General features: G+C 69.5%; 23 protein-coding genes. 13 read left to right on the forward strand and 10 right to left on the reverse strand.

Translation table 11 applies throughout. The features are described 5' to 3' along the window. Positions 1 to 3: 3 nt before the first annotated feature. Both QP939_RS11510 and QP939_RS11515 read left to right on the forward strand, forming a co-directional pair. The gene (locus QP939_RS11510) at positions 4 to 627 is read left to right on the forward strand and encodes a DUF998 domain-containing protein (RefSeq protein WP_285456695.1); all 624 of its coding nucleotides are present in this window, start codon (positions 4 to 6) and stop codon (positions 625 to 627) included. Next, positions 624 to 2,624, forward strand: coding sequence for a glycosyltransferase family 4 protein (locus QP939_RS11515; RefSeq protein WP_285456696.1), 2,001 nt, complete (start codon positions 624 to 626; stop codon positions 2,622 to 2,624). Before QP939_RS11510 ends, QP939_RS11515 begins: the two co-directional genes overlap by 4 nt. A gap of 16 nt (positions 2,625 to 2,640) precedes the next feature. Here the strand turns inward: QP939_RS11515 and QP939_RS11520 are convergent, their stop codons facing one another. The 3 genes from QP939_RS11520 to QP939_RS11530 form a co-directional block, all read right to left on the reverse strand. Next, positions 2,641 to 3,471 carry an undecaprenyl-diphosphate phosphatase gene (locus QP939_RS11520; RefSeq protein ID WP_285459716.1) on the reverse strand — a complete coding sequence of 277 codons (831 nt, stop codon included), beginning with the start codon at positions 3,469 to 3,471 and terminating at the stop codon, positions 2,641 to 2,643. A 114-nt stretch (positions 3,472 to 3,585) separates the two neighbouring features. Continuing rightward, on the reverse strand, positions 3,586 to 4,047 hold the full coding sequence (locus QP939_RS11525) for a DUF1707 SHOCT-like domain-containing protein (RefSeq protein ID WP_285456697.1): 462 nt from the start codon (positions 4,045 to 4,047) through the stop codon (positions 3,586 to 3,588). A 117-nt stretch (positions 4,048 to 4,164) separates the two neighbouring features. Next, on the reverse strand, positions 4,165 to 4,857 hold the full coding sequence (locus QP939_RS11530) for a response regulator transcription factor (protein WP_285456698.1): 693 nt from the start codon (positions 4,855 to 4,857) through the stop codon (positions 4,165 to 4,167). Between the two features lie 171 nt (positions 4,858 to 5,028). On the opposite strand from QP939_RS11530, the gene QP939_RS11535 reads away from it, so the two are divergent. Beyond that, the gene (locus QP939_RS11535; protein WP_285456699.1) at positions 5,029 to 6,303 is read left to right on the forward strand and encodes a sensor histidine kinase; all 1,275 of its coding nucleotides are present in this window, start codon (positions 5,029 to 5,031) and stop codon (positions 6,301 to 6,303) included. A 9-nt stretch (positions 6,304 to 6,312) separates the two neighbouring features. Here the strand turns inward: QP939_RS11535 and QP939_RS11540 are convergent, their stop codons facing one another. The 3 genes from QP939_RS11540 to QP939_RS11550 form a co-directional block, all read right to left on the reverse strand. Continuing rightward, positions 6,313 to 7,104: a phosphodiester glycosidase family protein gene (locus QP939_RS11540; RefSeq protein ID WP_285456700.1), complete on the reverse strand. Its 792-nt coding sequence runs from the start codon at positions 7,102 to 7,104 to the stop codon at positions 6,313 to 6,315. A 437-nt stretch (positions 7,105 to 7,541) separates the two neighbouring features. Further along, positions 7,542 to 8,174 (reverse strand): DedA family protein, encoded by a 633-nt coding sequence (locus QP939_RS11545; RefSeq protein ID WP_285459717.1) that lies wholly within the window; start codon positions 8,172 to 8,174, stop codon positions 7,542 to 7,544. Between the two features lie 87 nt (positions 8,175 to 8,261). Further along, positions 8,262 to 8,864 carry an Rv1733c family protein gene (locus QP939_RS11550; RefSeq protein ID WP_285456701.1) on the reverse strand — a complete coding sequence of 201 codons (603 nt, stop codon included), beginning with the start codon at positions 8,862 to 8,864 and terminating at the stop codon, positions 8,262 to 8,264. Positions 8,865 to 9,106: 242 nt separating this feature from the next. Between QP939_RS11550 and efeU the strand changes: the two genes are divergently transcribed. The 3 genes from efeU to QP939_RS11565 all read left to right on the forward strand — a co-directional run bounded on the left by efeU (position 9,107) and on the right by QP939_RS11565 (position 12,735). After that, on the forward strand, positions 9,107 to 9,964 hold the full coding sequence (gene efeU, locus QP939_RS11555; protein WP_285456703.1) for an iron uptake transporter permease EfeU: 858 nt from the start codon (positions 9,107 to 9,109) through the stop codon (positions 9,962 to 9,964). Position 9,965: 1 nt separating this feature from the next. Beyond that, positions 9,966 to 11,099 (forward strand): iron uptake system protein EfeO, encoded by a 1,134-nt coding sequence (gene efeO, locus QP939_RS11560; RefSeq protein WP_352251037.1) that lies wholly within the window; start codon positions 9,966 to 9,968, stop codon positions 11,097 to 11,099. Between the two features lie 196 nt (positions 11,100 to 11,295). Continuing rightward, the gene (locus QP939_RS11565; RefSeq protein ID WP_285456704.1) at positions 11,296 to 12,735 is read left to right on the forward strand and encodes a hypothetical protein; all 1,440 of its coding nucleotides are present in this window, start codon (positions 11,296 to 11,298) and stop codon (positions 12,733 to 12,735) included. 55 nt (positions 12,736 to 12,790) lie between these two features. On the opposite strand, the gene QP939_RS11570 is transcribed toward QP939_RS11565, so the two are convergent. Beyond that, the gene (locus QP939_RS11570) at positions 12,791 to 14,422 is read right to left on the reverse strand and encodes an alkaline phosphatase family protein (protein WP_285456705.1); all 1,632 of its coding nucleotides are present in this window, start codon (positions 14,420 to 14,422) and stop codon (positions 12,791 to 12,793) included. A gap of 289 nt (positions 14,423 to 14,711) precedes the next feature. Between QP939_RS11570 and QP939_RS11575 the strand changes: the two genes are divergently transcribed. The 3 genes from QP939_RS11575 (at position 14,712) to QP939_RS11585 (ending at position 17,790) form a co-directional block, all read left to right on the forward strand. Beyond that, a complete protein-coding gene (locus QP939_RS11575; RefSeq protein WP_285456706.1) occupies positions 14,712 to 15,641 on the forward strand; it encodes an ABC transporter ATP-binding protein in 930 nt (309 codons plus the stop codon). Further along, positions 15,638 to 16,099, forward strand: coding sequence for a hypothetical protein (locus QP939_RS11580; protein ID WP_285456708.1), 462 nt, complete (start codon positions 15,638 to 15,640; stop codon positions 16,097 to 16,099). Before QP939_RS11575 ends, QP939_RS11580 begins: the two co-directional genes overlap by 4 nt. Positions 16,100 to 16,545: 446 nt before the next feature. Next, positions 16,546 to 17,790 carry a COG4705 family protein gene (locus QP939_RS11585; protein WP_285456710.1) on the forward strand — a complete coding sequence of 415 codons (1,245 nt, stop codon included), beginning with the start codon at positions 16,546 to 16,548 and terminating at the stop codon, positions 17,788 to 17,790. Here QP939_RS11585 and QP939_RS11590 read toward each other — a convergent pair. Beyond that, positions 17,739 to 18,431, reverse strand: coding sequence for a transglycosylase SLT domain-containing protein (locus QP939_RS11590; RefSeq protein ID WP_285456711.1), 693 nt, complete (start codon positions 18,429 to 18,431; stop codon positions 17,739 to 17,741). The genes QP939_RS11585 and QP939_RS11590 overlap by 52 nt on opposite strands. 21 nt (positions 18,432 to 18,452) lie before the next feature. Then, on the reverse strand, positions 18,453 to 19,097 hold the full coding sequence (locus tag QP939_RS11595; protein WP_285456713.1) for a phosphatase PAP2 family protein: 645 nt from the start codon (positions 19,095 to 19,097) through the stop codon (positions 18,453 to 18,455). 164 nt (positions 19,098 to 19,261) lie between these two features. Between QP939_RS11595 and QP939_RS11600 the strand changes: the two genes are divergently transcribed. The 4 genes from QP939_RS11600 to QP939_RS11615 are packed head-to-tail and all read left to right on the forward strand — an operon-like array spanning position 19,262 to position 22,365. After that, positions 19,262 to 20,308: an MGDG synthase family glycosyltransferase gene (locus QP939_RS11600; RefSeq protein ID WP_285456715.1), complete on the forward strand. Its 1,047-nt coding sequence runs from the start codon at positions 19,262 to 19,264 to the stop codon at positions 20,306 to 20,308. Next, on the forward strand, positions 20,305 to 21,048 hold the full coding sequence (locus tag QP939_RS11605) for a polysaccharide deacetylase family protein (RefSeq protein WP_285456716.1): 744 nt from the start codon (positions 20,305 to 20,307) through the stop codon (positions 21,046 to 21,048). The genes QP939_RS11600 and QP939_RS11605 overlap by 4 nt, the downstream gene beginning before the upstream one ends. A gap of 9 nt (positions 21,049 to 21,057) precedes the next feature. Beyond that, the gene (locus QP939_RS11610; protein WP_285456717.1) at positions 21,058 to 21,441 is read left to right on the forward strand and encodes a BlaI/MecI/CopY family transcriptional regulator; all 384 of its coding nucleotides are present in this window, start codon (positions 21,058 to 21,060) and stop codon (positions 21,439 to 21,441) included. A 3-nt stretch (positions 21,442 to 21,444) separates the two neighbouring features. Beyond that, entirely contained in the window at positions 21,445 to 22,365 is a 921-nt protein-coding gene (locus QP939_RS11615) for a M56 family metallopeptidase (RefSeq protein ID WP_285456718.1), read from the forward strand. Between the two features lie 245 nt (positions 22,366 to 22,610). On the opposite strand, the gene QP939_RS11620 is transcribed toward QP939_RS11615, so the two are convergent. Then, entirely contained in the window at positions 22,611 to 23,036 is a 426-nt protein-coding gene (locus QP939_RS11620) for an ATP-binding protein (protein WP_285456719.1), read from the reverse strand. Positions 23,037 to 23,128 lie beyond the last annotated feature (92 nt).

Raw genomic sequence — 23,128 nt, forward strand, 5'->3', positions numbered from 1 at the left:
GAGGTGACTCCACGAGCCGCCTTCTCCTCCAGTCCACTGGCGACGGTGACGCTGGTGATGGCTGCTGCGGCCCAAGCGATCGTCGCCGGGTTGTCGCTCGGGTACGCCGGCAACGTCGACCCGCTGCGTGATCCGGTCAGCGACTACGCCTGGCACCGCGGCGGCCGGTTCTTGTTCGCGGCGGCGGTGCTGCTGCTGCTCGCCGCGGCCGGGGCGCTCGCCGTCGCGGCCCACCTCGCCGCGTTGCCGCGGACGCCACTGACGATCACGCTCTTCGTGCTCTGGGCAGCCGGGCTGGTCGTCGTCCTGCTGTTCCGGAGCAACGTCAGTGCGGAGGATCCGACGCTGTCCGGGCAGATCCACCGGGCCGGCGGCGCGATCCTGTTCACCAGCCTGCCGCTGGCCGCCTGGACACTCAGTACGCGGCTGCGCGCCGAACGCCGATGGCTCGCCGCGGCGTCGACGCTTCGACGCGGTGCGATCGCCGGAGTGGTGACGGCGGCGGCGTTCGGCACGTCCCAAGTCGTGGACTGGCTCCCGATCGGGCTGCTGGAACGCATCGCGCTCCTGGCCGAGTTCGTCATCATCGCCACGACGGCCGGCGTGCTGCGGCGGGCCGTCCGATGATCGCACTCGCCGTGATCTGCGCGCTGCTCGCCGCGGCCCTGTTTGCGGCGGCTGCCATCCGGCAGCACGCTGAAGTCGCCGAACTGCGCGTTCCGGGATTGCGGGCGATGGCCGGGCTCGTGCGTTCGCGCGGATGGTGGGCGGGCACATCGCTGGCCATCGGTGGAAGCTTGCTGCACGTCCTCGCGCTGTCCCTGGCGCCGCTTCCGGTGGTTCAGCCGCTCGGGGTGTTCAGCCTCGTCTTGACCGTCTTTTTCGCCCGGCGTGTGGTGAACCGCCGGGTGCTCGGCGCTGTCGTGCTCGTCGTGGCAGGCGTCACCGGTTTCGTGACGCTTGCGGCGTTCGCCGCTGCGGCCACGTCGATCTCCACCGGAGCGGCCGAGTCGGTGGTCGTGGTCGGGCTCGTGGTTGCGGCGGGCGTTTGGTTCGTCCGGGCGAGCTGCGCCGGGCTCGCCGCCTCGGCGGCCGTCCTCTTCGGGCTCGGCTCGGCCGTGGTGCACGCCGCCGCGTCGCAGGCCCTCGGCACCGCTGTCCTGCTCGGAGTTCAAGCTCTGCTCCTGCTCGGCGCCGGCGGGGTGGTCCTGCATCGCGCCTACGCCGCCGGGCCGGCCGCCGTGGTTGTCGGCACCACCACCGTCCTCGACCCGTTGACGGCTGTCGCCGTCGCCGCCCTCGCCTACGGCGAAGCCCCGAAGCTCACCCACGCCACCGCGCTTCCCGCGGCCATCGCCGTCCTGATCGCTCTCGCCGGGGTGCGCGTGCTCGCCGGCGCCGTCCCGCACACCCATTCCCGAGCCGAGGAGAACCCCGTGCCCGAGCACCCGTCCGGCCTTCGCGTCCTGATCGGCGCCGACACCTTCCCGCCCAACATCAACGGCGCGTCGTTCTTCGCCGAACGATTCGCTCGCGGTCTCGCCGCTCGGAGCCATGACGTCCACGTCGTCTGTCCGTCCGCCGACGGACCTGCGCGCACCGAGCAGCGCGACGGCTACACCGTGCACCGGATCCGTTCCCGGGCCGTCCCCTTCCACCGCGACTACCGGTTTTGCACCCCCGGCGGCGCGCTCAAGGACGTAGCGCCGCTGCTGGAGCGGCTGCGCCCGGACGTCGTCCACGTCCAAGCCCACTTCGGCGTCGGCCGTGCCCTGCTCGAGGCAGCTGCCGAACGCGGGGTCCCCGGTATGGCCACCAACCACTTCATGCCGGATAACTTGCTCGGCTACACCCCGTTCCCCCGGCGGGTCAGGGACGCGATCGCCCGCTGGGCGTGGCGGGACCTGCTGCGGGTCTACCGCGACGCCCGCATCGTCACCACTCCCACTCCGAGTGCGGCCGAGGTGCTCGCCGGCATCGGGTTCGACCGGCCGGTGCAGGTTGTTTCCTGTGGGATCGATCTCGCCCACTACCCGGCGTCCGCCGTCCGGCCGGCCGGTCCGACGATGTCCGTGTTGTTCGTCGGCCGGCTGGACGCGGAGAAGAACGTCGACCAGCTGTTGCGCGCGCTCGCCCCGCTGCCTCACGTCCGAGCCGATCTCGTCGGCGACGGCACCCGCCGCGACGAACTCGAGGCACTCGCCCGCGAGCTGGGGATCGCGACGCGCGTGGCGTTCCACGGATTCGTCTCCGACGCCGAGCTCGTTCGCAGGTACGCCGAGGCCGACGTATTCTGCATGCCCGGCACGGCCGAGTTGCAGAGCCTCGCCACGATGGAGGCGATGGCCGCCGGCCTGCCCGTCGTCGCCGCCGACGCCCTCGCCCTTCCCCATCTCGTGCACCACGGCACCAACGGCTATCTCTTCGAGCCGGGCGCCATCACCGCCATCTCCCGATGGCTGGCCGAGCTGGCGGCAGATCCGGACGCGCGAGCCCGGATGGGGCAGGCATCCCGGGCGATCGTCGCCCGGCATGACATCGAACGCGCGCTGGCGACGTTCGAGACGCACTACCGGACCCTCCTCGACCTGCCCGCCCAAACCAGCATCGTCCAAGCGGCATAGACCACTTCCGAGCGGCTCAGGCGGGCAGCACACCGGTTCCCAGCAGTCCCAGCAGGACGACACCGACGACGACCCGATAGACGACGAAAGTCGCGAAAGTGTGTGCCGCCACGAACTTCAAAAACCACGCGATGGTCGCGTAAGCCACGACGAACGACACGACGGTTCCGACGAGCAGGGGCACGATGTCGAGGGTGCCTCCTACTGCATCCTTCAGTTCGTAGATCCCGGCACCGGTCAGTGCCGGAATCGACAGGAAGAACGACAGCCTCGTCGCCGCGACGCGGTCCAGTCCGCGCAGCAGGCCGGTGGAGATCGTGGCGCCGGATCGAGAGAATCCCGGGAACAGGAGAGCGAGGATCTGCGATGCTCCCACGAGCATCGCGTCGGGGAGCGTGACGTCGGCTTCGGCGCGTTTGCCGGTGCCGAAGTGGTCGGCGGCCCACATGATCGCGCTGCCGACGACCAAGGACGCTGCCACAACCCACAGTGAGGCCAGCGGACCTTTGACCAGGGACTGGAACAGCAGGCCCGCGGCCACGATCGGCAAGGTGGCGAGAATGACCCACCAGGCGAACTTGTAGTCGTGCTCGTGCCGGGCTGCCGGGTGGACAATTCCCCGGCCCCAGGCCCCGACGAACCGCGCGATGTCCCGGAAGAAGTACACGAGGACCGCGGCGATGGCGCCGACCTGGATCACCGCGGTGAACGCGACCACCGACTGGTCGGCCACCGGAACGCCGAGTAATCCCTCGGCTATTTTCAGGTGGCCGGTCGACGAGACCGGCAGGAATTCGGTCAATCCCTCCACGATGCCGAGGATGACGGATTGCCCGACGTCGATCACGCTCAAGGGTGCATTCCTTCACAAGGGAAGACAGGCACCCGGGTGGGGGAGGCCCGGGTGCCTGTCAGATCTGGACGACGACTGAGAGACGGTAGCGGATCGGGTGGCAGCGGGTCAGCCTCGACCGAATTCGTGATGTTCGAAGCCGTCTTCGCCGATGCCGTGGAATGCTGCCACGAACAGCGCGGCGAGAACCACGACGATCGTCAGCGCGGCGATGACGAGCGCGAGCCGACGACGTGCGCTGACCGCCTTCTCGCCTCGGCCGACAAGCGCGGCGGCGTCAGCGCCCAGCTGCCGTCTCGCCAACGCGAGGACGGGGAGCCACCCGGCGGCGTTCGATGTCCGTGTGGGATGCGGCGGGAGATCCGCGGTGACGTCGTGGAGTTCGGAGCGGAAACGAGCCGCGGCGACCTGGGTCAGGCGTGCCTCGGCCTCGTCGACCGTGATGCGCCCTTCGCCCGCGGCTTCGGCCAAGTGCAGCCGGGTCTGCTCTCGCTCGTCGTCCGAGCAGCGGATCTCGCGCAGATGGCCCTCGCCATTGGCGGGGTCTCCCGACGACACGGGAGCAGTCATCATAGGTCCTCGAATCGCATCGACTTTCCACCATCGCCGACGTCAAGCTATAAGAAGCAGTGTTCGCCATCGGCTATGGCCGAGTTAACGCGCTGCAAGAACGTCGACCGTGTGCTGTCACTGGGCGGGGACTTCCAGACGGTAGCCGAAACCGCGCACGGTCGTGATCGTCGGCGTGGCCGTTCCGCCGGTGGCGGCCGCGGCGAGTTTCCGGCGGAGCGTCACGATGTGGACGTCGAGCGTCTTGGTCGAGCCTCGCCAGTGCGTGTCCCAGACGTCGGCCATCAGGGTGTCCCGGCTGACGGCCGCACCGGGCTCCTTGGCCAGGCGATGCAGCAGATCGAACTCCTTCGGTCGCAACGAAAGCTCCTCGCCTGCCAGGGTCACTCGCCGGGCGGCGACCTGAACCACGAGTTCGCCGATACTCAGCGGCGCGACGTTCGAGGAGTTCCCCCGACGCAGGTGCGCGTGCAATCGGGCGAGGAGTTCGCGCAGCCGCAGCGGCTTCGTCAAGTAGTCGTCCGCTCCGACCTCCAGCCCGATGACGACGTCCATTTCCTGCGTGCGCGCGGTCGTCATGATGATCAAGGCATGGGGTGTGATCGCCCGCGCGCGCCGGCAGACTTCGATGCCGTCAAGATCCGGCAGCCCCAGGTCGAGGAGAACCACGTCGTATTCGTCGATCGTCATGCGGCGCAGCCCCTCGCTACCGGTGCGCGACCACATCACGTCGTAGTCGTGCATCCGGAGCGCGGACTCCAGCAGACTGCCGATGGTTTCATCGTCTTCGACGAGGAGGACTGCCGCCATGATGGAATTCTACCGACTTCGACCTCACCGAAGTGCACTCTGATTCTTCCCTGCCCCACAGAGATCGTCAGTTAACCCGTTAGAGGCATTTGCTAACCACGAGCTAACCTTCGTCGGCCGACGAGATGGCCTCTTTGGCGATTATGGGCTTTCCGCGGGCAGACTGTCGCCATGCGCAGACGCATCATTCTGCTGGCCGTCGCCGCCGCCCTCCTGGCCATCAGCCTGTTCGGGGCACCGCTGGCGGTGGGCGCCGCGAGCTACTTCGCGCAGGACGAGCGGACGGAGCTGGAGCGCGCCGCCGATGCCGCGGCCCTCTCGATCGCCGACGACGTCCTCATGCACAGCACGCTGCCGCAGTTTCCGGGCTCCGAAGAGGACACGACCGGCCTGTACACGCCCGGAGGAACCCTCCTGACCGGGAGCGGCCCGGCAGCCGGCGACGCCGTCGTGCAGCAAGCTCGCGGCGGCGACGTGGCGACCGGAGACGTCGGTGCCGACATGGTGGTCGCTGTGCCGATCCTGCACGACTCGGTACTGCAGGGCATTGTGCGTGCCTCGACCCCGCACACGGAGTGGTACCAGAAGGTCGCGCTCTCCTGGCTGGTGATGGCGGGACTGGCGGTGGCCGCCGTCGCCGTGACCTGGTTGCTGGCCGGACGGCTTGCCGCGCGCGTGGCCCGCCCGTTGGAGCAGCTGTCGGCCGCGGCCGCGCGGCTGGGCGGTGGTGACTTCACCGTCCGCGCCCCGGTCAGCGGCATCGGCGAGATCGACCAGCTCGCCGAGGCCCTCGACCGGGCTGCGGTCCGGATCGGCGACGTCCTCGACCGCCAGCGCGCGCTCGCAGCGGACGCGTCGCACCAGCTGCGTACGCCGTTGGCGGGGTTGCGGCTGCAACTGGAATCCGCGCTCGACCCGCCGGGGCAGGACCTGGAGGCGGCGGTGGAGGCCGCCATCGTGACAGCGGACCGGATGGAGACGACGATCGACGACCTGGTGTCGCTGGCCAGCCGGCCACCGGAAAACCGTGGCGTGATCGAGCCGGATGCGCTGCTGCGCGACGTCGTGGCGGGGTGGCGCGACCTGCTTGCCGGCCAGGGCCGGCGCCTGGAGGTCGTCAGTCAGGCGATCAGCAAGCCGAAGGCCGCCGAAGCGGCGGTGCGGCAGGTCCTCGGCGTGCTGCTCGACAACGCCGCCATCCACGGTCGTGGGTCGGTGACGGTCACGACCCGCGACAGCGGTGAAGCGTTCGCCATGGACGTCGCCGACGAAGGACACATTGCCGGCGATCCGCCGGACATGTTCACCCGCGGGCACAGCGGCTCGGGCGGCTCCGGTATCGGCCTGGCGCTGGCCCGTGACTTGGCGGAGGCGGAGGGAGGACGGCTGCAGCTTGGCCGGACGTCCCCGACCACGTTCACTCTGCTGCTGCCGTCGGTCCGCTGACCGGAAGCCTTACCTCGCTGCCGGTGCGTGCACTGCTCCGGTGCGCGCGGTAACCGCGAAGAAGTCGCGTTGGTCGGCGGACAGGTAGCGGTCCGCCGCGGTGGGCATGTCCGGCAGCACCGTCGTCGGCGACGAACCGGCGATGTCGGGCCGGAAGAGGTTGGCGCTCACCATTCCGCCGTGGATGTCCAGCTCCATGCCCCGGACCGCGCCCGCTGTGGCGAGGGCGTTCGCCAAGGCCGTCAGCGTGAGCTGGTTACCGGCCACGTAGATCAGCCTGCCGTGGGCGTCCACCCCGGCCGCGGAGCGCCAGGTGAACTGGAACTGGTTCTTCGCACTCCCCCACTGCCCGGCCGGATTGCCGGCCAACCCCGGGACCGGCCGGCCGGCGTCGACGATCAGCTCGAGGTTCTGGCGCACGGCGGCGACGTCCGGGGTCATGTGGGCGTCCCGGCCCCAGAGGGCGACTGTCGCGACCCCGGACTTGTCGATGACCAGCGAGGCCATTCCGTCCTTGAGCGGCTTCCCGTACCGGCCGTCGGCGTAGAAGCCGCCCGGGGTGTCGCGGAACTTGAACCCCGAGTTGAACGTGGCCAGCAGAGACGGACGCATCGCGTCGGGGACCTGCGCCTGCTCCGGCCAGGTACCGCCGGGTTCCTTCGTACCGGCGATGAGGTGGGTACCGGTCCATTTCTGGTCGAACGCCGCCACCGCGGCCACCACACTCGCGTGGGCGGGATCGGGACGGAGGAACGTCGTGTAGTCCGCCGGCTGACCACCCGCCATACGGGCACCGGGCACCCACACTCCTTCTCCGGGCAGAGCGCCGGGAAGGGTCGCCAGCGGTGCGGGCGCGTTCGCGCGATTCGGGGCAGCCACCGGACGTGCCACGGGCAGGGAACCCGCGCTCGGCGCGCCATTCGCCGGAGGATGCCTGGTGTAGTACCAGTTCTCGAGCGCGTTCACGACCGGTCCGGCACCCATCTGACGGGCCCAGTCGGCGGTCCGCGCGGCGAAGGTCGCCGCTCCCGGGGCCGTGAGCGCCTGGACGTAGGTGACCGATGGATAAATCAGCAACAGTGCGAGGGCGACGAGTACGCGGTGGCGCAAGCGCTTTCGACGGCGCTTGACCGGCGGACGGGAGAGGCGCGGGTTTCCGGTTCTGCTCGCTACATCGACCATATCCGACGGTAACGACGCCGTGGTTCGAGCCAGTGCATCGCATTGCTAGCGAACAGTTAAGAACGGCCACCGGTTCCGGCGCGCCGCTTGCGGTCACGCAGGAATTCGAGCGCCAGCGGAATCAACGACACGATCACGACGAGAGCGATGATGGGCAGCAGGTACTGGTCGATACCGGGAATGCTGGAGCCCAGGACGTAGCCCGCCAAGGTCACCCCGACCGACCAGAGAAGGCCGCCGAGTACCTGCCAGATCGCGAAAGTGCGGCCGGGCACAGCGAGAATCCCGGCGAGCGGGTTCAAGACGGTCCGCACGACGGGTACGAACCGCGCGAGGACGATGGCTTTGGCGTGGCCGTAGCGGCCGAAAAGCTCCTCGGCTCGGGTCAGCCCGCGGTGCAGGTGCTTGTTGCGAGTTTTGGCCAGGAGTGCGCGGCCGCCGCGGCGGCCGATGAGGAAGCCGGTCTGCGCGCCCAGCAGCGCCCCGGCGACGGCGGCGATCAGGACCGCCGGCAGCGACAGGTGGACGGCTGCCGTGGCACTGGTCGTGCAGAACAAGCCCGCGGTGAACAGGAGTGAGTCACCGGGGAGGAAGAACCCGATCAGCAGGCCGGTCTCGGCGAACAGGACGAGGAACACCCCTGCGGTGCCGAGACTCGACAACCATGACGTCGCGCTCAACGGATTCATCGGCCGGTCCGCCTTCCAGGCAACTCTACGACAGCTATGTAATAGTTCTACACGTATGTCGTTTTTTCTCGCCACCTGCCCGTCTGCTCACGGCGTCGGCGCGCCCCGCCAGCGCGACCAGGCGCGTTCCCACTGCTGCGCCCGGCGTCTGTCCAGGATGCGGCGACCGAGCAGGTAGCAACCACCCAGTGCGACCAGCGCTATCGACTCCCACAGAACACCGCCCAGCACCGCGGTGATGAACACCTCCACGCCGGTCAACGGCGGGGCGACCTGCCGACCCGACTGGTCGGTCCAGATCTGGACGTGACGTGGAAGAGCCGACCCCGTCGCGACCTCCACAACACCGCGCTGGAGGTGACCACTCGGCGTACTCCACGTCGCTGCGACCGCCGTCAGACTCGGCCCCCTCGACCCACCGCCCGCGGCGACGTGTACGGGACTACCCGGATGGACATCGGCGATCACCAGACGCCGCGAATGCACCTGCGTGGCGACCGCGGATTCCATTCGGCCGTAGTCGGCAACAGAGAGCGTGCCGACGACGGCGACCGACGCGATCGCCAGCAGCGCGACGACCACGACGATCGCCGCCTCCAGTTGATCCGAGGCCCGCGCGGCCCGGCGGAAGAGCGGCTTGACCAGCCGCAGCTTTCGCGACGCGGCGCCCGACCTCCTCGAAGCCCTCATGACTCCATGGTGAGCTCGCCGGACGGACCGGCGCAGGGCCGTTAGCCGCGCTCTTGCCCGGCGCTGGAACATCCTTACCTTGGCGTCCGCGCCATCCCGCCGAACCGGTGACGCACGTCTCTCCGGCTGATTTGTCCGTTACTAAAGTTTGGCTAACTCTCACGCGGGAGCTGGATCTGAAGTGAGCCTTACCTAATGCTGGCGTGGTCAGCGAGTCACCGGATCGCCAAAGGAGCCGCGCGTTGTTGTTCTCCAGCCTCTTGATCGGCCTGCGGGAAGGACTCGAGGCCGCGCTGGTCGTCAGCATTCTCGTGGCCTTCCTGGTCAAGACCGGACGGCGCGCGGCGCTGCGCTGGGTGTGGCCCGGGGTGGCCTCGGCCGTGCTGCTCTCGGTCGCCGTGGGCGCGATCCTGACCTACACCACGGCGCACCTGACCTTCGAACACCAGGAGCTGGTCGGCGGCGTGCTGTCCATCGTGGCCGTCGCGTTCGTGACCGCGATGATCTTCTGGATGCGCACGGCCGCCCGCCACATCTCCGCCGAGCTGAAGGGGAAGATGGAGAACGCGCTCCAGCTCGGCCCCCTGGCCATCGCGCTGGTGTCGTTCCTGTCCGTCGGCCGGGAAGGGCTGGAGACGTCGGTCTTCTTCTACGCCTCGGTGCAGACCGCTCAAGGAAAGACCGCCCTGCCGTTGCTCGGCTTCACCGCGGGGATTCTCATCGCGGTGGCGCTGGCCTGGCTGCTCTACCGTGGCGCGCTCAGGTTCGACCTGGGCAAATTCTTCAAAATCACCGGAATGCTGCTGGTATTCGTGGCCGCGGGGGTGCTCGGCTACGGTCTGCACGACCTGCAGGAGGGCGCCTTCCTGCCCGGCCTGTCCACCCTCGCCTTCGACGCGTCCGGAGTGCTGCCGGAAACCTCGTGGTACGGCACCCTCCTCAAGGGCATCTTCAACTATTCCCAGCAGACCACGGCGCTGCAGGCGATCGCCTGGGTGGCCTACGTCGCCGTCGTCCTGCCGCTGTTCCTGCGTCCGACCCGGTCGAGGGACCACGCCGCGGCCGCCGCCTCGCCGGCCGCGGCCGATTCGAAGGAGTGACATGTCGACCGCTTTGCGGACCGCTGCCGGGCTGTGCGCGCTCGCGCTGATGTCAGCGTGCGACGCCCAGCCCGCGGCCACCACAGCCGGTGCGGCTGGCGCCTCGATCGCCGTCACGGCCTCGGACAACGCCTGCCAGGTCTCGGCGAACACCGCACCGGCCGGGAACATCACCTTCCAGATCGCCAACCAGGGCACGAAGGTCACCGAGTTCTACCTCTACGGACCGGGTGACCGGATCATGGGCGAGCTGGAGAACATCGCACCCGGCCTGACCCGGCGCCTGATCGTGGAGGTAGCCGAGGCAGGGACCTACCAGGCAGCGTGCAAGCCCGGTATGGCCGGCGCCGGCATCCGCAGCCCCTTCACCGTCACTGGCAGCACAGGAAAGGGCACCGGCGCGAACGCCCAGCTGACCGAAGCCGCTCGCAGCTACGCACGCTACCTCGCCAGCCAAACCGGTGCTTTCACCGACGAGACGAAGAAGTTCGCCGAGGCGATCAGGGCGAAGGACGTGAACGGCGCCAAGGCCCAGTACACCCTGGCCCGGATCCACTACGAACGGATCGAGCCGGTCGCAGCCAAGTTCGGCGATCTCGACCCCGCCATCGACGCGCGCGAAGCGGACCTTCAGCCGGGCCGGAAGTTCACCGGCTTCCACCGCTTGGAGAAGGACCTGTGGGTCACCGGCCTGCAACCCGACTCGGCCGCGATTGCCGACCAGCTCGTCGCCGACGTCACCACGCTCGGCCGAAAGGCGACCGCGTTGCCGCTGACCGCGCTCGATTTGGCCAACGGCGCCAAGAGCCTGCTGGACGAAGTCGCCACGAAGAAGATCACCGGCGAGGAGGAAAACTTTTCCCACACCGACCTCACCGACTTCCAGGCCAACGTCGATGGCTCCAAGGGGGCCGTTCAAGCCCTGCGGCCCATCTTGGTCGAGCGGGATCCCGCGTTGGTGTCCGGACTCGACAGCAGGTTCGCCGACGTGCAGAAGCTGCTGGACGCTCAGCGCACCGGCGGAGCCTTCAAGCTCTATACCGAGCTGACCCCGGACCAGATCAAGCAGTTCGCCTCCGCGGTGGACGCGCTCTCCGAGCCGCTGAGCAGGGTGGCGGAGGTCGTCGCGAAATAGGCATTAGGCGCACGCTAACCTCGCGATAACCATCGGTTTGGCAGGAACGCGTGACCGGCCGATGATCGTCCGGCAGCTGTTCGCGCGCGCTTCTAGTCCACTGTAGACTTTGTTGATGACGTCGTGAATTTATGTGAACCGCTCGGGGATGTCCGCCGTGTGCCGTGGTGAGGTGGCGACCTGAGAGGAGGGGCTGATGCCCCACTTGCGTACTGCCGGAAGACACCGCAAACCGGCGACGATCGGACTCGTCGCTCTGCTGGGAGTCGCGGGGGCGACCGCGACGGCGATCGCCCTCAGCAGTCCGGCGAGCAACGCGGCGACGGAGAGCTGCACTGGTCTGGACACTGCGCTGCAGAACAACCTCGGCTTCATCGCGAGCCAGCAGGCGACGCCGGACGCGCAGTCCGCCGGCCGGATCGCCAACCGGACGGCGGTGGTCGACCAGCTCCAGCAGCGGCGGCAGAATGCGGGCTGCCAGGGCAAGGTCGCGGCGAACATGGCAGCGGTCGACTGCGCGGCCGTCGCCGGCGCGGCCGACGGCAACGTGATGGCCGACCAAAAGGGCATGGCGGGTCAGGGTGGTACGGCCGGCAAGAACGGCATGGCCCAACAGGACACTGCGTCCCAGGAAAGCACACAGAACGGAGCCACGCCCAAGAAGGGCACCGCCCATAAGGGCATGGCCGGGCAACACGACATGGCGGGTCAATCCCAGGCAACCGGCCAGAACGACGCAGCCCAAAAGGGGATGGCCGCCCAGAACGACACAGCCGATCAGCAGGGCGCGGCGGACCAGGCCGCGGCAGCGGATCAGGCTTGCGCGGTCGTCCAGAAGTGCGTGGCCCAGGAAGCCACGGCTGCGGACACCAGCGGCATCGCCCAGCAGGACGCGATGACCGGTGCGGCCGGGGCAACCGGCCAGAACAGCATGGGCAACCAGAGCAGCATGCAGAACGGCATGAGCGGCCTGCAGGGCATGGGAAGTCAGAACCAGGCCACCGACCAGAACGGTGTTTCCCAGAACGGGATGGCCGGCCAAGACGCGACGGCCGACCCGAACGCGCAGGCCCAGCAGGAGTCGGTGCCGCCGGACGCGAGCGCCGCCCAGGACTGCGCGGCGATCCTCGCCTGCGTCGCGCAGGCCGACCCCAATGCAGACGCCGCCCAGCAAGGCATGGCCACCGCCCAGAACGGGGCGGCCGACCAGAAGAAGAAGGCCAAGAACAAGGCGAAGGCCAAGGACAACGGCGCTCAGCAGGCCGCGGACCAGGCGGCGGCCGCCGCGGCCGGCTGCGTCGCGTCGGCGGCCGCCGACGGTGCCCAGACGAGCGGCGCCCAGGCCACGGATCCCCAAGCCGCCGGCAGCCAGGACGCGGCGGCGGCCGGGGACATCGTCTGCTCCGGCTCGACCGTCACCCTTTCCGGTGACGCGGGTTCGCCCGCGGCGTCCAGCAACCAGTTCGCCCTCGGCACCATGCTGAAGGTCACGAACCTGGACAACGGGAAGTCCGTCACGGTGCCTGTGACCGCGACGTCCGGCAGCTGTGCGCTGCTGAACAACTCGGCGTTCGCCAAGATCCACGAGCCGGGCAAGCAGCTCATCCGCAACGCGAAGATCCAGAAGGTCGGCTGACGACGGCCTCGCCCGGGGTGTGCGTCGACGGACCGTCGACGCACACCCCCGACCATCAGTGCGAGTCAGGCAGCACCTGGGTCCCTTCTTCGCGGACCGCCTGTAGCGCCTGGGGGTCGAGGCCGAGCAGGCGCAGGATCGTCGGCGCGATCTGCGTTGTCGCCACCGGCGCGGCGACCGTGCGCGCTTCGCGGTCCGGGCCGCTCACCACGAGCGGGACGGCGCGGTCGTCCGCCGCGACACCGCCGTGTTCGGCGATCTTCTTCGTGCCGCCGGTGTAGACGACGCCGTACTGGGTGATTCCGAACAGGTCCGGGACCCGGTCGTCACCGGGCCGCACGCCGAAGTACCGGGCCGCGTCGGCGCCCGCGTACACCGTCTTCAGGCCGGAGTTGGTGAACGCCTTGGGCGCGCCGGAACTGTCGGTGCCCGTTCCGTTCTGCGCGAGCAGGTATTGCTTCGCGAAGTTCGTCGCGGCCGGCGAACGGTCGGTCAGCCACAGCAGCATCGCGTCGTCGTCGGTCGACTGGGCGACCAGCTCCCCGGCGCCGGGGTGGCGAGCCTGCCAGGCCGCGTTGAGCCCGGCGAGCAGCTTGCCGTCGTCGATCCGGGTGAGCGCGCCCGGGTCGGTCGGCGACTGGCCGTGCTTGGCCGAAAGGATGATCGTCGTCTCGCGGTCGAGGTGCCGCCGGCGCAGCTCGGCGACGAACGCGCCGATCCGGCCGTCCACGAAATCCAGAGCCGAAGTCAGCACCGGTCCCGGCTCGGTGCCACCGGGCAGGTAACCGCCGGTCTGCCCGCCCGACTTCGGCAGCTTCTGTGCGGTGGACACGGATTGGAAGTTGAGCCCGAAGACCGCCGGAACTCCGGCGCGGCGTGTGCCGCTGTGGTCGAATCCGTCGATCTCGTTCAGCACGGCCTGCGCCTTGTAGCCGTCGTACTGCCGGGTGGCGGCGTTGTCGGTGGTCCAGTCACCGGTGCCAGCGGGGCCGGTGCTGGCGATTTCCGGGGTGAACAGGTCCTGCACACCTGCGCCGGACGGGCCGTTGAGGATCTCATAGGCCGGGTGCTTGTCCGACCACGCTGTCCGCAGCCCAGCCTGCCTGGCCACCTCGAAGACGGTGTTCACCTTCAGGTACTCGTGCGGCTGAACCGGCCGGCAGGTGCGCGGATCGACCGGCAGCCCGGCCGGGTTCAGCAGGGGCCGCGGGTCACCGGTCATGCCCAGTACGGACCCGGGCAGCCCGGAGAGGCCCTGCCCGGCGTCGAGCCGGCTCTGGTCGCGGTCGAGGTCCTCGGTGAGGTCGACCTGAGCGCCAGGCGTCTTACCAGCGCAGGAGGTCGTGCCGGCGGGGAGCAGGCGGTGGTTGTAGGTGGCGTCGTAGTAGATGCCGGTCGCGGCCGGGTCGCCGCCGGTGAGCTGCCCGATGAGGCCGGGAAACGAGTCGGACGGCACCGGGGTGCGCGCGCCGCTGTACGCCGTGCCCCGGGTTAGTAAACCCGCCATGGCCGAGCGCGGGTGCTGGGTGGCGTAGGTGGCCAGGTCGGCCTGGTGGAGGCCGTCGACGGAGATGAGCAGGACGTGACGGGTACCGGGGTACCCGTCCGACGCCGACGCGACGGGGACGGCGGCGAGCAGGCCCAGCGCGGCGAGCGCGGCAGGGATGCGGATCCGGTTCCTGGACAAGGTTTCCTCCTCGGCACGCCCCAGGCGGGGCGTCCCCGGAATCCCACGCCATCGATCCGGCCGCGAGGAGACCTCGGCGCGAACACCGGATGAACACCGGTGCTCGTCGAGTCCACTGTAGACCGTTGTTGGGGCATAACAAAAGCGGGCGCGCACCGCGCCTACCCTCGACATCATAAACTACTTCCGTGTAGAAATTCAACCGAGCTCGCTCGCCGTGAGACGGTCGCCCCAGGCACTGTGCGGCCATAGGGTCCGGCCACTGACTTCCGGAGAGGACGAAACGCCCATGATCGAAGCACGCGCGGTGTCGAAACGCTACGGCGGGAAGACGGCCGTGGACGACCTCACGTTCACGGTGAAACCCGGTGTGGTGACCGGGTTCCTCGGCCCGAACGGCGCGGGGAAGTCCACCACCATCCGGATGATCATGGGTCTGGACGCGCCGACGTCCGGCTCGGTGACCGTCAACGGCAAGCCGTACAAGCGGCATCCCGCACCGCTGCACGAAGTCGGTGCACTGCTGGAGGCCAAAGCCGTCCACACCGGACGTTCCGCCTACAACCATCTGCTCGCCCTCGCGCTGAGCACCGGCATTCCGCGCCGGCGCGTCGACGAGGTGATCGAGCTCGTCGGGCTGGCCGACGTCGCCCGCAAGCGCGTCGGCGGATTCTCCCTCGGCATGGGCCAGCGCCTCGGCGTCGCCGCTGCCCTGCTCGGCGATCCGGCGACCCTGGTGCTCGACGAGCCGGTCAACGGGCTCGACCCGCAGGGCATCCTGTGGATCAGGAACCTGCTGCGCGGCCTGGCTTCCGAGGGCCGCACCGTGTTCGTCTCCTCGCACATGATGAGCGAGATGGCCCTGACCGCCGAGCACCTGATCGTGATCGGCAAGGGCAAGCTGATCGCCGACACCTCGGTCGAGGAGTTCATCCGGCGCGCGTCGAGCCGGGTCGTGCGCGTGCGCACCCCGGAGGCCACGCGGCTGCGTGACCTGCTCACGGGGCCCGGGGTCGGCGTCACCAGCCTGGCGCCGGAGCTGCTCGAGGTCAGCGGGCTCGACGGCGCCGAAGTCGGCCGGATCGCCTGCCGCGAAGCCATCCCGCTCGAAGAGCTCACGCCGGTCCAGGCATCCCTGGAGGAAGCGTTCATGGAACTCACCGACGACGCGCTCGAGTACCGCGTCACCCCGGCAGCGCAGGAAAGGCCCGCGTCATGACGACCACCACCGCCCCCGCCACCACCGGCGGCGCACCGTCGCCCGGGGTGCCCCTGCCGAACGACCTCAACGTCACCCCGATCCGGGTCCTGCGTTCGGAGTGGCTGAAGTTCCGCACGGTCCGCTCGTCGCCGCTGGCGGTCGCCGTGACCGTGGTCGGCATGATCGCCCTCGGCTGGGTCTTCTCGGCCGCCGACGCGAGCCGCTGGCCGGTCATGCGCCCGCAGGCCAAGGCGCACTTCGATCCCACGGACGTCAGCATCCGCGGCTACGTCCTGGCGCAGCTGGTGATCGGCGTTCTGGGCGTGCTCATCGTCTCCGGCGAGTACGGACCCGGGATGATCCGCGCGACCTTCTCCGCCGTCCCGACCCGGACGCCGGTGCTGTGGGCGAAGCTGCGCGACCGGCTCCAAGCCGTCGTACCGGCCTACGACGTTGGCCTGGTACGGCCCGCCTGACCGCGGCTACGCCACGTGTCGACGGCGAATCCGAGGACACACACGATCGGCGACAAGACAGCCACCGCGCGGAGACAGATCACCGGAACGCCCGGCCTCGGGGTCACGACCTCTCCCGATGGCGACACAGGCGCACGGAATCGCAGGGTCTTCGTCATGTGCTTCCGCTGAAAGATCTCCTTCCAGATCAGGTACCAGCTGATGGGCCACACCACCAGCGCGAGAGCCCGCAGCATTCTCATGACCGCCATTGTTCCAGCCACTGCGGGCTGAGGACACTCGTTCGGGTGACCTGGCCTTTGCCGTTCGTTCACTTCGCTCTGACCCGTCGCGAACCCGGACCTCGTTACGGTGCGCGGTGTCGTACCCGGCAACCGACCCTTGTGGACGGCCGGCGAACCGGCCCCCGGAACCGTGCCCTGCGAACCAACCGAGATTGCGAGCCCATGACCTCAGTACGGGTCCCCGTGCCCAGCCGTACGCTCCTGAACAAGGTTCCGGAAGTCACGCTCTACTTCTGGCTCATCAAGGTGCTGTGCACCACGGTCGGTGAGACGGCCGCCGACTTCCTCAACGTCGACCTGGGCTTCGGGCTGACCGGGGTGTCGATCGTCACCGGCGTGCTCCTGGCCGTCGCGCTGGTGTTCCAGTTTCGCGCGACCCGCTACGTCGCCGGGTTGTACTGGCTGACCGTCGCGATCGTGAGCGTGTTCGGCACCCTGGTCACCGACAATCTGACCGACAACGCCGGGCTGCCACTGGAGGCAAGCACGATCGTGTTCGGTGTCTTGCTGGCCGTGACCTTCGCCGTCTGGTACGCCTCCGAGAAGACGCTGTCCATCCACTCGATCGTCACCCGCCGGCGAGAGACGTTCTACTGGCTCGCTATTCTGTTCACCTTCGCTCTCGGCACGGCGACCGGCGACCTCATGGCCGAGGTGCTGGGACTGGGCTACCTCGTCACCGGCGCGATCGTCGTCGCGCTGGTGGCCGTCACCGCGTTCGCCTGGCGATTCGGGCTGCACCCGGTGCTCGCCTTCTGGTTCATCTACGTCCTCACCCGGCCGCTCGGCGCGTCGCTGGGCGACTACCTCTCCCAGCCATCGGGGCAGGGTGGGCTGGGATTGGGCGCGACAGTGACCAGCCTGATCTTCGTCGCGGCGATCGCCGTCACCGTGGTGTACCTGTCGGCCACGAAGGCCGACGTCATCCCCGGCGACGCCCACGCACCCGTCGACGAACCAGTTCGGGGTGGAACGTGGCAGACGGTCGTGTTCCTCGCAGTCATCCTCATCGCGGGAGGTGTGGGGTACACGCTGCGTACCGCGGCGCTGCAGGACGACACCTCGACGCAGGTACCGGTCGCCCTGCGGCCCGTGCCCGGCGGCGGCCCGGCGCAGCCGGTGCCGGTCCACATGTCGCCGCTCGGTGACCTGTCGGCGTTCCGCGGCATCAGCCAGGACACCTTGAACCTGCTCGACAGCGGCAATCAACCGGGTGCGACGAGCCGCGTCGACGACCTCGAGATCCAGTGGGACAACGCCGAAGCCCGGCTGAAGCCCAAGGACAAGGCCGAGTGGACGAAGATCGACGGCAAGATCGACAAGGTCCTGCGCGAACTCCGGGCGGCGAACCCGGATCAGGCCGGCGAAAAAGACGCTCTCACCGCGTTGCTCGCCGCCCTCGGCTGAGCACTCCGGTACGGCTTTCCCACCGCCACGCCCGCTTTCGCCCAGTTGGCGCGCAGGTCGGCCAGGTAGGTTCGGGCCTGCGCGCCGGGCTTCGTACCCCGGGCGAACGCCTTCATGTTCCCGGGCCCGGTGTTGTAGCCCAGGGCGAGCAACTCGTCGGCGGTGTACTGCCCGATGTGTTTCGCGGGCAGCTGGGCGGCGAGATCGTGCAGGTACCAGGCTTCGGCCTGGATGGCGAGGTCCGGGTCATCGGGCAGGTCCTGCCACTGCCGGGTCGCGAACGGTCGGCCGCGGCGGGTCTGGTCGAACGTCCCACGGTGCATGTTCGCCACCCCGAACGCGGCGTCCGGCTTGAGGTTCTGCCAGGCGCGCTCGAGCTGCGGGTCGTGCGGCTTGTAGTTCTCGTTGTAGAGGATGGCCAGCACCAGTTGCGGGTCGACGCCTACTTCATGGGCCCGGGCGATCACCTGCGGTGCGAACTTCGCCGGGTCGGGGTTGACCACGCCGGATCGGGCCGACGAGCTCGTGACGGGAGCGACCGGGGCCGTCGACGTCGCGGGCGCGCCAGCTCCCGTCACCGACGAGCAGCCCGTGGCCAGCGCCAGTGAGCAGGCGGCCGCGAGCAGACGGTACGGCCGCATGGATTCGTCCTTTCGTCGGTGTCAGTGCCGAGCATCGACGCCGCGGTCCCGGACCCCGGCCGCGGGCCGGTCTTCCGCACCGGCCCCGACCAGGGGCCGCAGCCCACCGGTTCGCAGGTGGCCGACGAGCGCGGTCATCGGCCGGCGCAGCAGCAGGCCCAAGCACGCGACCAAGGCGCCGAGAACCGCGCCCGCCAGCACGTCGTGCGGGTAGTGCGCCCCCAGGTAGACACGCGAACAAGCAACCAGCAGCGCGAGTCCCAACGCGATCAATCCGCTGCGCCGCACAGCCAGCAGCAGGGCGACGGCGGCGGCGACAGCCAGCGTCACGTGGTTGCTCGGGAACGAGTAGTCCGTGGCGTAGTCGCAGCTGGCCAACGTCGGCACGGCCGGGTACCGGATGCACGGTCGCGGCTCCTGCACGAGCACCTTCACGACGTTGCTCACACCGTAGGCCACCACAACGGCGGCCGGCACCCACAACGCGGCAGCCATGCGGCTCGCGTCACGTCCCCGCATCCGCCACCAGGTCCCCACGGCCATGAGCGCGAGCACGACCAGGCTCGCGTTGGTGTAGATCGCCATGAACCCGTGCAACCACGGGGTTTCGCGGGCGAAACCCAGCACCGCCAGATACCAGTTGCCGTCAATCGCTCCGCCGTCCACGAGAGCTTGCCCCTTCCGCCGTACATCTACAATCCTTTAGAAGTTCTACTTCAGTGTAGATGCAGCTTCGAAGAGAACTTTCCGCCGCGGCCGATTCTTCTTGCCACTCGTTAATCTACAGCCATGTAGAACTTGAGCGAGGAAACCGGAGCAGAGGAGGGCACGTGTCGCGCATCGTGATCGTTTCGGCTCGGTTCGGCGCCGGGCACGACCGCGCCGCGTACGAGCTGGCGAACCGGCTGAGCGCCCACGACGTCGAGGTCCTCGACTTCCTGGACCTCCTGCCGCCGGCCCTGGGCAGCCGCCTGTGCCGCCTGTACCGGCGGCAGCTGCAGACGGCCCCGCGCAGCTGGGAATGGACGCTGCGCGCCCTCGACGGCGGCGCCGCAGCCGGACTGACCAGCCGAGCAGCCACCATGGCCTGCGGCAGGCTCCGCCGGGCACTCGGCGACCGGACCGACCTGGCCGTCTCCACCTACCCGCTCGCGACCCACGCGCTCGCGCACCTCCGTGTCCGAGGCGCGCTCACCGCACCCTTGGCGACCTACCTGACCGACCCCGCGGTGCACCGCATCTGCGTCGCCGGCGCAGCCGACCTCCACATCGCTCCCAACCACCTCGCCCAGCAGCAGGCCCGCAGCCACGGCGCCACCGCCGCCGTGGTCGCGGCCCCGCTGGTCGCCACCGCTTTCCGACCAGCGGCCCCCCACGAGCGCCTCGAAGCCCGGCGCACATTCGGGCTACCGCCGGCCGGACGGCTGGCGCTAGTCACCGCAGGCTCCTGGGGTGTCGGGCAGGTCCAGCGGACCGCGCACGACGTCGCCCGGTCCGGGGTGGCGACGCCCGTGGTCGCCTGCGGCAGCAACACCGCACTGCGCGACCGGCTGCGCGCCGAGGGCCTGGCGCACGTCTTCGGCTGGGTCGACGACATGCCCGGCCTGATGCGAGCAGTCGACATCGTCGTCCAGAACGCCGGCGGCTTGACCAGTTCGGAAGCGCTCGCGGCCGGACTGCCCGTGCTCACCTACCGCTGCCTGCCTGGCCACGGGCGCGCGAACGCGGCCGTCCTGGACCGGCTCGGCCTCGCCCGGTGGGTCCACGACCTCGCCGACCTGCCCGCCGCGCTCGCCTCCAGTGACCGCCCGCCCGCGAGCGCTCAGCCCGCCGAAGACCCCGTACCGCTGCTCGAGAAGCTTTTGGATCTCGCGTGAAGACGACGGCCGGACTCGCCACGCTGGCCGCACTCGCCCACGTCGCACCTGCAGCGACATTTCTGCCGGGTCCCCGCCGCACCTTCCTGCCCCGGCTGGCCGGGATCGGCGCTCCCGGCCGGGTCGCACTGACCTTCGACGACGGACCCTCACCGACATCGACACCACAGTTCCTTCGAACACTCGACCGCCTCGGCGTCAAGGCCACCTTCTTCCTGCTCGGCGACCAAGCCCTGCGCGCGCCGTGGCTGACGAAGGCCATCGCCGACGCCGGGCACGAGATCGGCGTCCACGGCTGGGACCACAGATGCCTCCTGCGCAAGACACCGGCCCGCACGCACCACGAACTGCTCGGCTGTTGCAACCTCGTCGAGACCCTCACCGGGATCCGGCCCCGCTGGTTCCGGCCGCCCTATGGCGTCTTCAGCACGGCGGCGCTGCTGTCGGCGAAGCGCCTCGCACTCACACCGGTGCTCTGGAGCACGTGGGGCTTCGACTGGACCGAGGGCTGCACCCCCACGTCCATCCACCGCAAGGTCATGAAGAACCTCGGCGAGGGCGGCACCATCCTGCTGCACGACAGCGACGTCACCACCGGCAACGGCGCCTGGCGGGCAACCCTCGGTGCGCTCCCCTCGATCCTCGAAGACTGCCGACGCCGCGGCGTCCTGCCGGGCCGCCTCCTCGACCAGGCACCTCCCCTGGCCGGACTCACGCCTCGCGCTTCGACACTTCTGTAGAATGCGGCCATGAGGATGCAGCGAGCCGAAGGACCGCGACGAGCGCCTGGCGCGCTGGAGGCCGAAGTCCTGACGATCTTGTGGGAGGCGGAAGATCCCCTCGCCCCGGCAGAGGTCCAGGACCGGCTCGAAGGAGACCTCGCCTACACCACCGTCGTGACGATCCTCTCGCGCCTGTACGACAAGGGCGTCGCCGCTCGCGAGAAACAGGGCCGGTCATTCCGCTACCACGCCGTCGAAGACGAAGCCGGGCTGGCGGCACGCCAGATGACCAAGGTGCTCGACAACGAGCCCGACCGCACGAGCGTGCTCGCTCGCTTCGTCTCGAATCTGTCCATGTCGGACGAACGAGAACTCCGCAAGCTGCTGGGCAAGCCCGGCGCCAAGGACTGAACCGTGGAGTTCGACGTCTGGGTCCCGCTGTTGCTGCCGCTGGCCGCTTGGCCGTTGGCGCGCTCCGTCGCGCCCAAGCTCGCACCTCGTGAAGCGAGTTGGCTGCTGACCGCAGGCTGCCTCGTACTCGCTGCCGGCAGCACCCTCACCCTGGCGCTGCAAGCCTTCGGCGGAATGACGCTCATCCCGGCCGTCGCCCGCGCCGGACACTGGTCGCCCCAAGTGCTGCGAGGCCAGGACCCCATCAACATCCCGGTCTCGATCGGCTGCGGAGTCCTGCTGGCCGGACTCGCCGTCACCTTCGTCCGCACGGCGCTCGGCTACACGCGCTGGATCCGCGCGCTGACCCGGGAACTCGACGAGCACAGCCGCGAACCGGGCGTGGTGATCCTGCCCGGCGCCGAGCCGGTGGCGTTCGCCGCACCCGGCCGTGGTGGCCGGATCGCGGTTTCCACCGGCATGCTCAGCGCGCTTTCGCCGCGCGAACGCACGGCCCTGCTCGCCCACGAACGCGCCCACCTTCGCCTGCGTCACCACCATTTCCTCGTCGCGGTCACCCTGGCCGCCACGCTGAACCCGCTGCTGCGCCCGCTGTGCGCGGCCGCCCGGTTCTCGCTCGAGCGTTGGGCCGACGAAGCTGCCGCCCGGCACGTGGGCGACCGCACAGTGGTCGCCCACTCCGTCGCGAAGGCCGCACTCGCCGGGCACTCCCGGCCGGGGTTCGCCCTCGCCGCCACCGGAGGCCCGGTCCCACGCCGCGTCACCGCGCTGCTGACGACGCAGCGCCGCAGGCTTCCGGCGGCACTGCTCGCCGCCGCACTGCTCTTCGGCACGACAGCCTGGTCCGCGGTGACGTCCCTGGACTCGATGACCGACCTGCACAGCACGATCGAATCAGCACAGGCGGAGCACCAACCCGGCTAAGCACGGAACGTGCCGGCACCGTCATCCTGTCTTGCGGAAGCGATCACCCCGCCGACGCACGCCCGTTCACGCTGCGATTCGCCTTGCGCATGGGTCACACGCTCGTGAGCTGCCTCACCACGGGCGAAAGAGTCGGGGTGTTCGCGCACAGCGAACTCACCGATCGGCCGCATCCGCACATCCCGGGCCCCGAGCACTCCGGGACGTCAGGTGCCCCGCGATGCTCGGACACCGCAGCCATCCCGTTACGGGCGCCGGATCCAGGTCATGGTGACGGTGGTGCCGTCACCGGTCTCGATGACCGTCTGCTCGGCGAGGGCGCGGATCAAGGGCAGGCCGCGCCCGTGCAGCAAACCCGGACGCGGCGCGGGTTGCCAACGGCCATGGTCGGCGACGGTGACGATGACCCGGTCGCCACGGCTGCGGGCATGCAGTTCCAGAATGCCAGTTGTGCCGAGGTAAGCGTGCTCGGCAACGTTCGCCATGGCCTCGTAGGCGGCCAGTTGCAGGTCCTGCACCTGCTCAGCGTCCAACCCGGTTCCCGTGGCCCAGGTCACGAGCTGCGCGCGCAACCGGGCCAACTGGTTCGGATCGGCGGTCACGACCCACCGCAGCGAGTCGTCCGTGGCGCCGGAGCCGGCGGGTTCGTCAGTGGAGGTCGAGGACGGCATGGCGGCGGCATCGTGCGCGAGTGGGCTTACTGCGCGATTACACACCATCGATCGGGTGTAGGTGCGTCGCAACCGCCGGCTGCGAGTGTCGG

Source organism: Amycolatopsis nalaikhensis, from assembly GCF_030264295.1.
GTDB lineage: Bacteria > Actinomycetota > Actinomycetes > Mycobacteriales > Pseudonocardiaceae > Amycolatopsis > Amycolatopsis nalaikhensis.

What these genes read in the sequence shown, in the direction of transcription:
- efeO (WP_352251037.1), top strand. Translation starts at nt 9,966, where the DNA reads ATGTCGACCGCTTTGCGGACCGCTGCCGGGCTGTGCGCGCTCGCGCTG.
- QP939_RS11585 (WP_285456710.1), top strand. Translation starts at nt 16,546, where the DNA reads ATGACCTCAGTACGGGTCCCCGTGCCCAGCCGTACGCTCCTGAACAAG.
- QP939_RS11525 (WP_285456697.1), bottom strand. Translation starts at nt 4,047, where the DNA reads ATGACTGCTCCCGTGTCGTCGGGAGACCCCGCCAATGGCGAGGGCCAT.
- QP939_RS11565 (WP_285456704.1), top strand. Translation starts at nt 11,296, where the DNA reads ATGCCCCACTTGCGTACTGCCGGAAGACACCGCAAACCGGCGACGATC.
- QP939_RS11550 (WP_285456701.1), bottom strand. Translation starts at nt 8,864, where the DNA reads ATGAGGGCTTCGAGGAGGTCGGGCGCCGCGTCGCGAAAGCTGCGGCTG.
- QP939_RS11620 (WP_285456719.1), bottom strand. Translation starts at nt 23,036, where the DNA reads ATGCCGTCCTCGACCTCCACTGACGAACCCGCCGGCTCCGGCGCCACG.
- QP939_RS11590 (WP_285456711.1), bottom strand. Translation starts at nt 18,431, where the DNA reads ATGCGGCCGTACCGTCTGCTCGCGGCCGCCTGCTCACTGGCGCTGGCC.
- QP939_RS11610 (WP_285456717.1), top strand. Translation starts at nt 21,058, where the DNA reads ATGAGGATGCAGCGAGCCGAAGGACCGCGACGAGCGCCTGGCGCGCTG.
- QP939_RS11545 (WP_285459717.1), bottom strand. Translation starts at nt 8,174, where the DNA reads ATGAATCCGTTGAGCGCGACGTCATGGTTGTCGAGTCTCGGCACCGCA.
- QP939_RS11580 (WP_285456708.1), top strand. Translation starts at nt 15,638, where the DNA reads ATGACGACCACCACCGCCCCCGCCACCACCGGCGGCGCACCGTCGCCC.
- QP939_RS11530 (WP_285456698.1), bottom strand. Translation starts at nt 4,857, where the DNA reads ATGGCGGCAGTCCTCCTCGTCGAAGACGATGAAACCATCGGCAGTCTG.
- QP939_RS11515 (WP_285456696.1), top strand. Translation starts at nt 624, where the DNA reads ATGATCGCACTCGCCGTGATCTGCGCGCTGCTCGCCGCGGCCCTGTTT.
- QP939_RS11575 (WP_285456706.1), top strand. Translation starts at nt 14,712, where the DNA reads ATGATCGAAGCACGCGCGGTGTCGAAACGCTACGGCGGGAAGACGGCC.
- QP939_RS11535 (WP_285456699.1), top strand. Translation starts at nt 5,029, where the DNA reads ATGCGCAGACGCATCATTCTGCTGGCCGTCGCCGCCGCCCTCCTGGCC.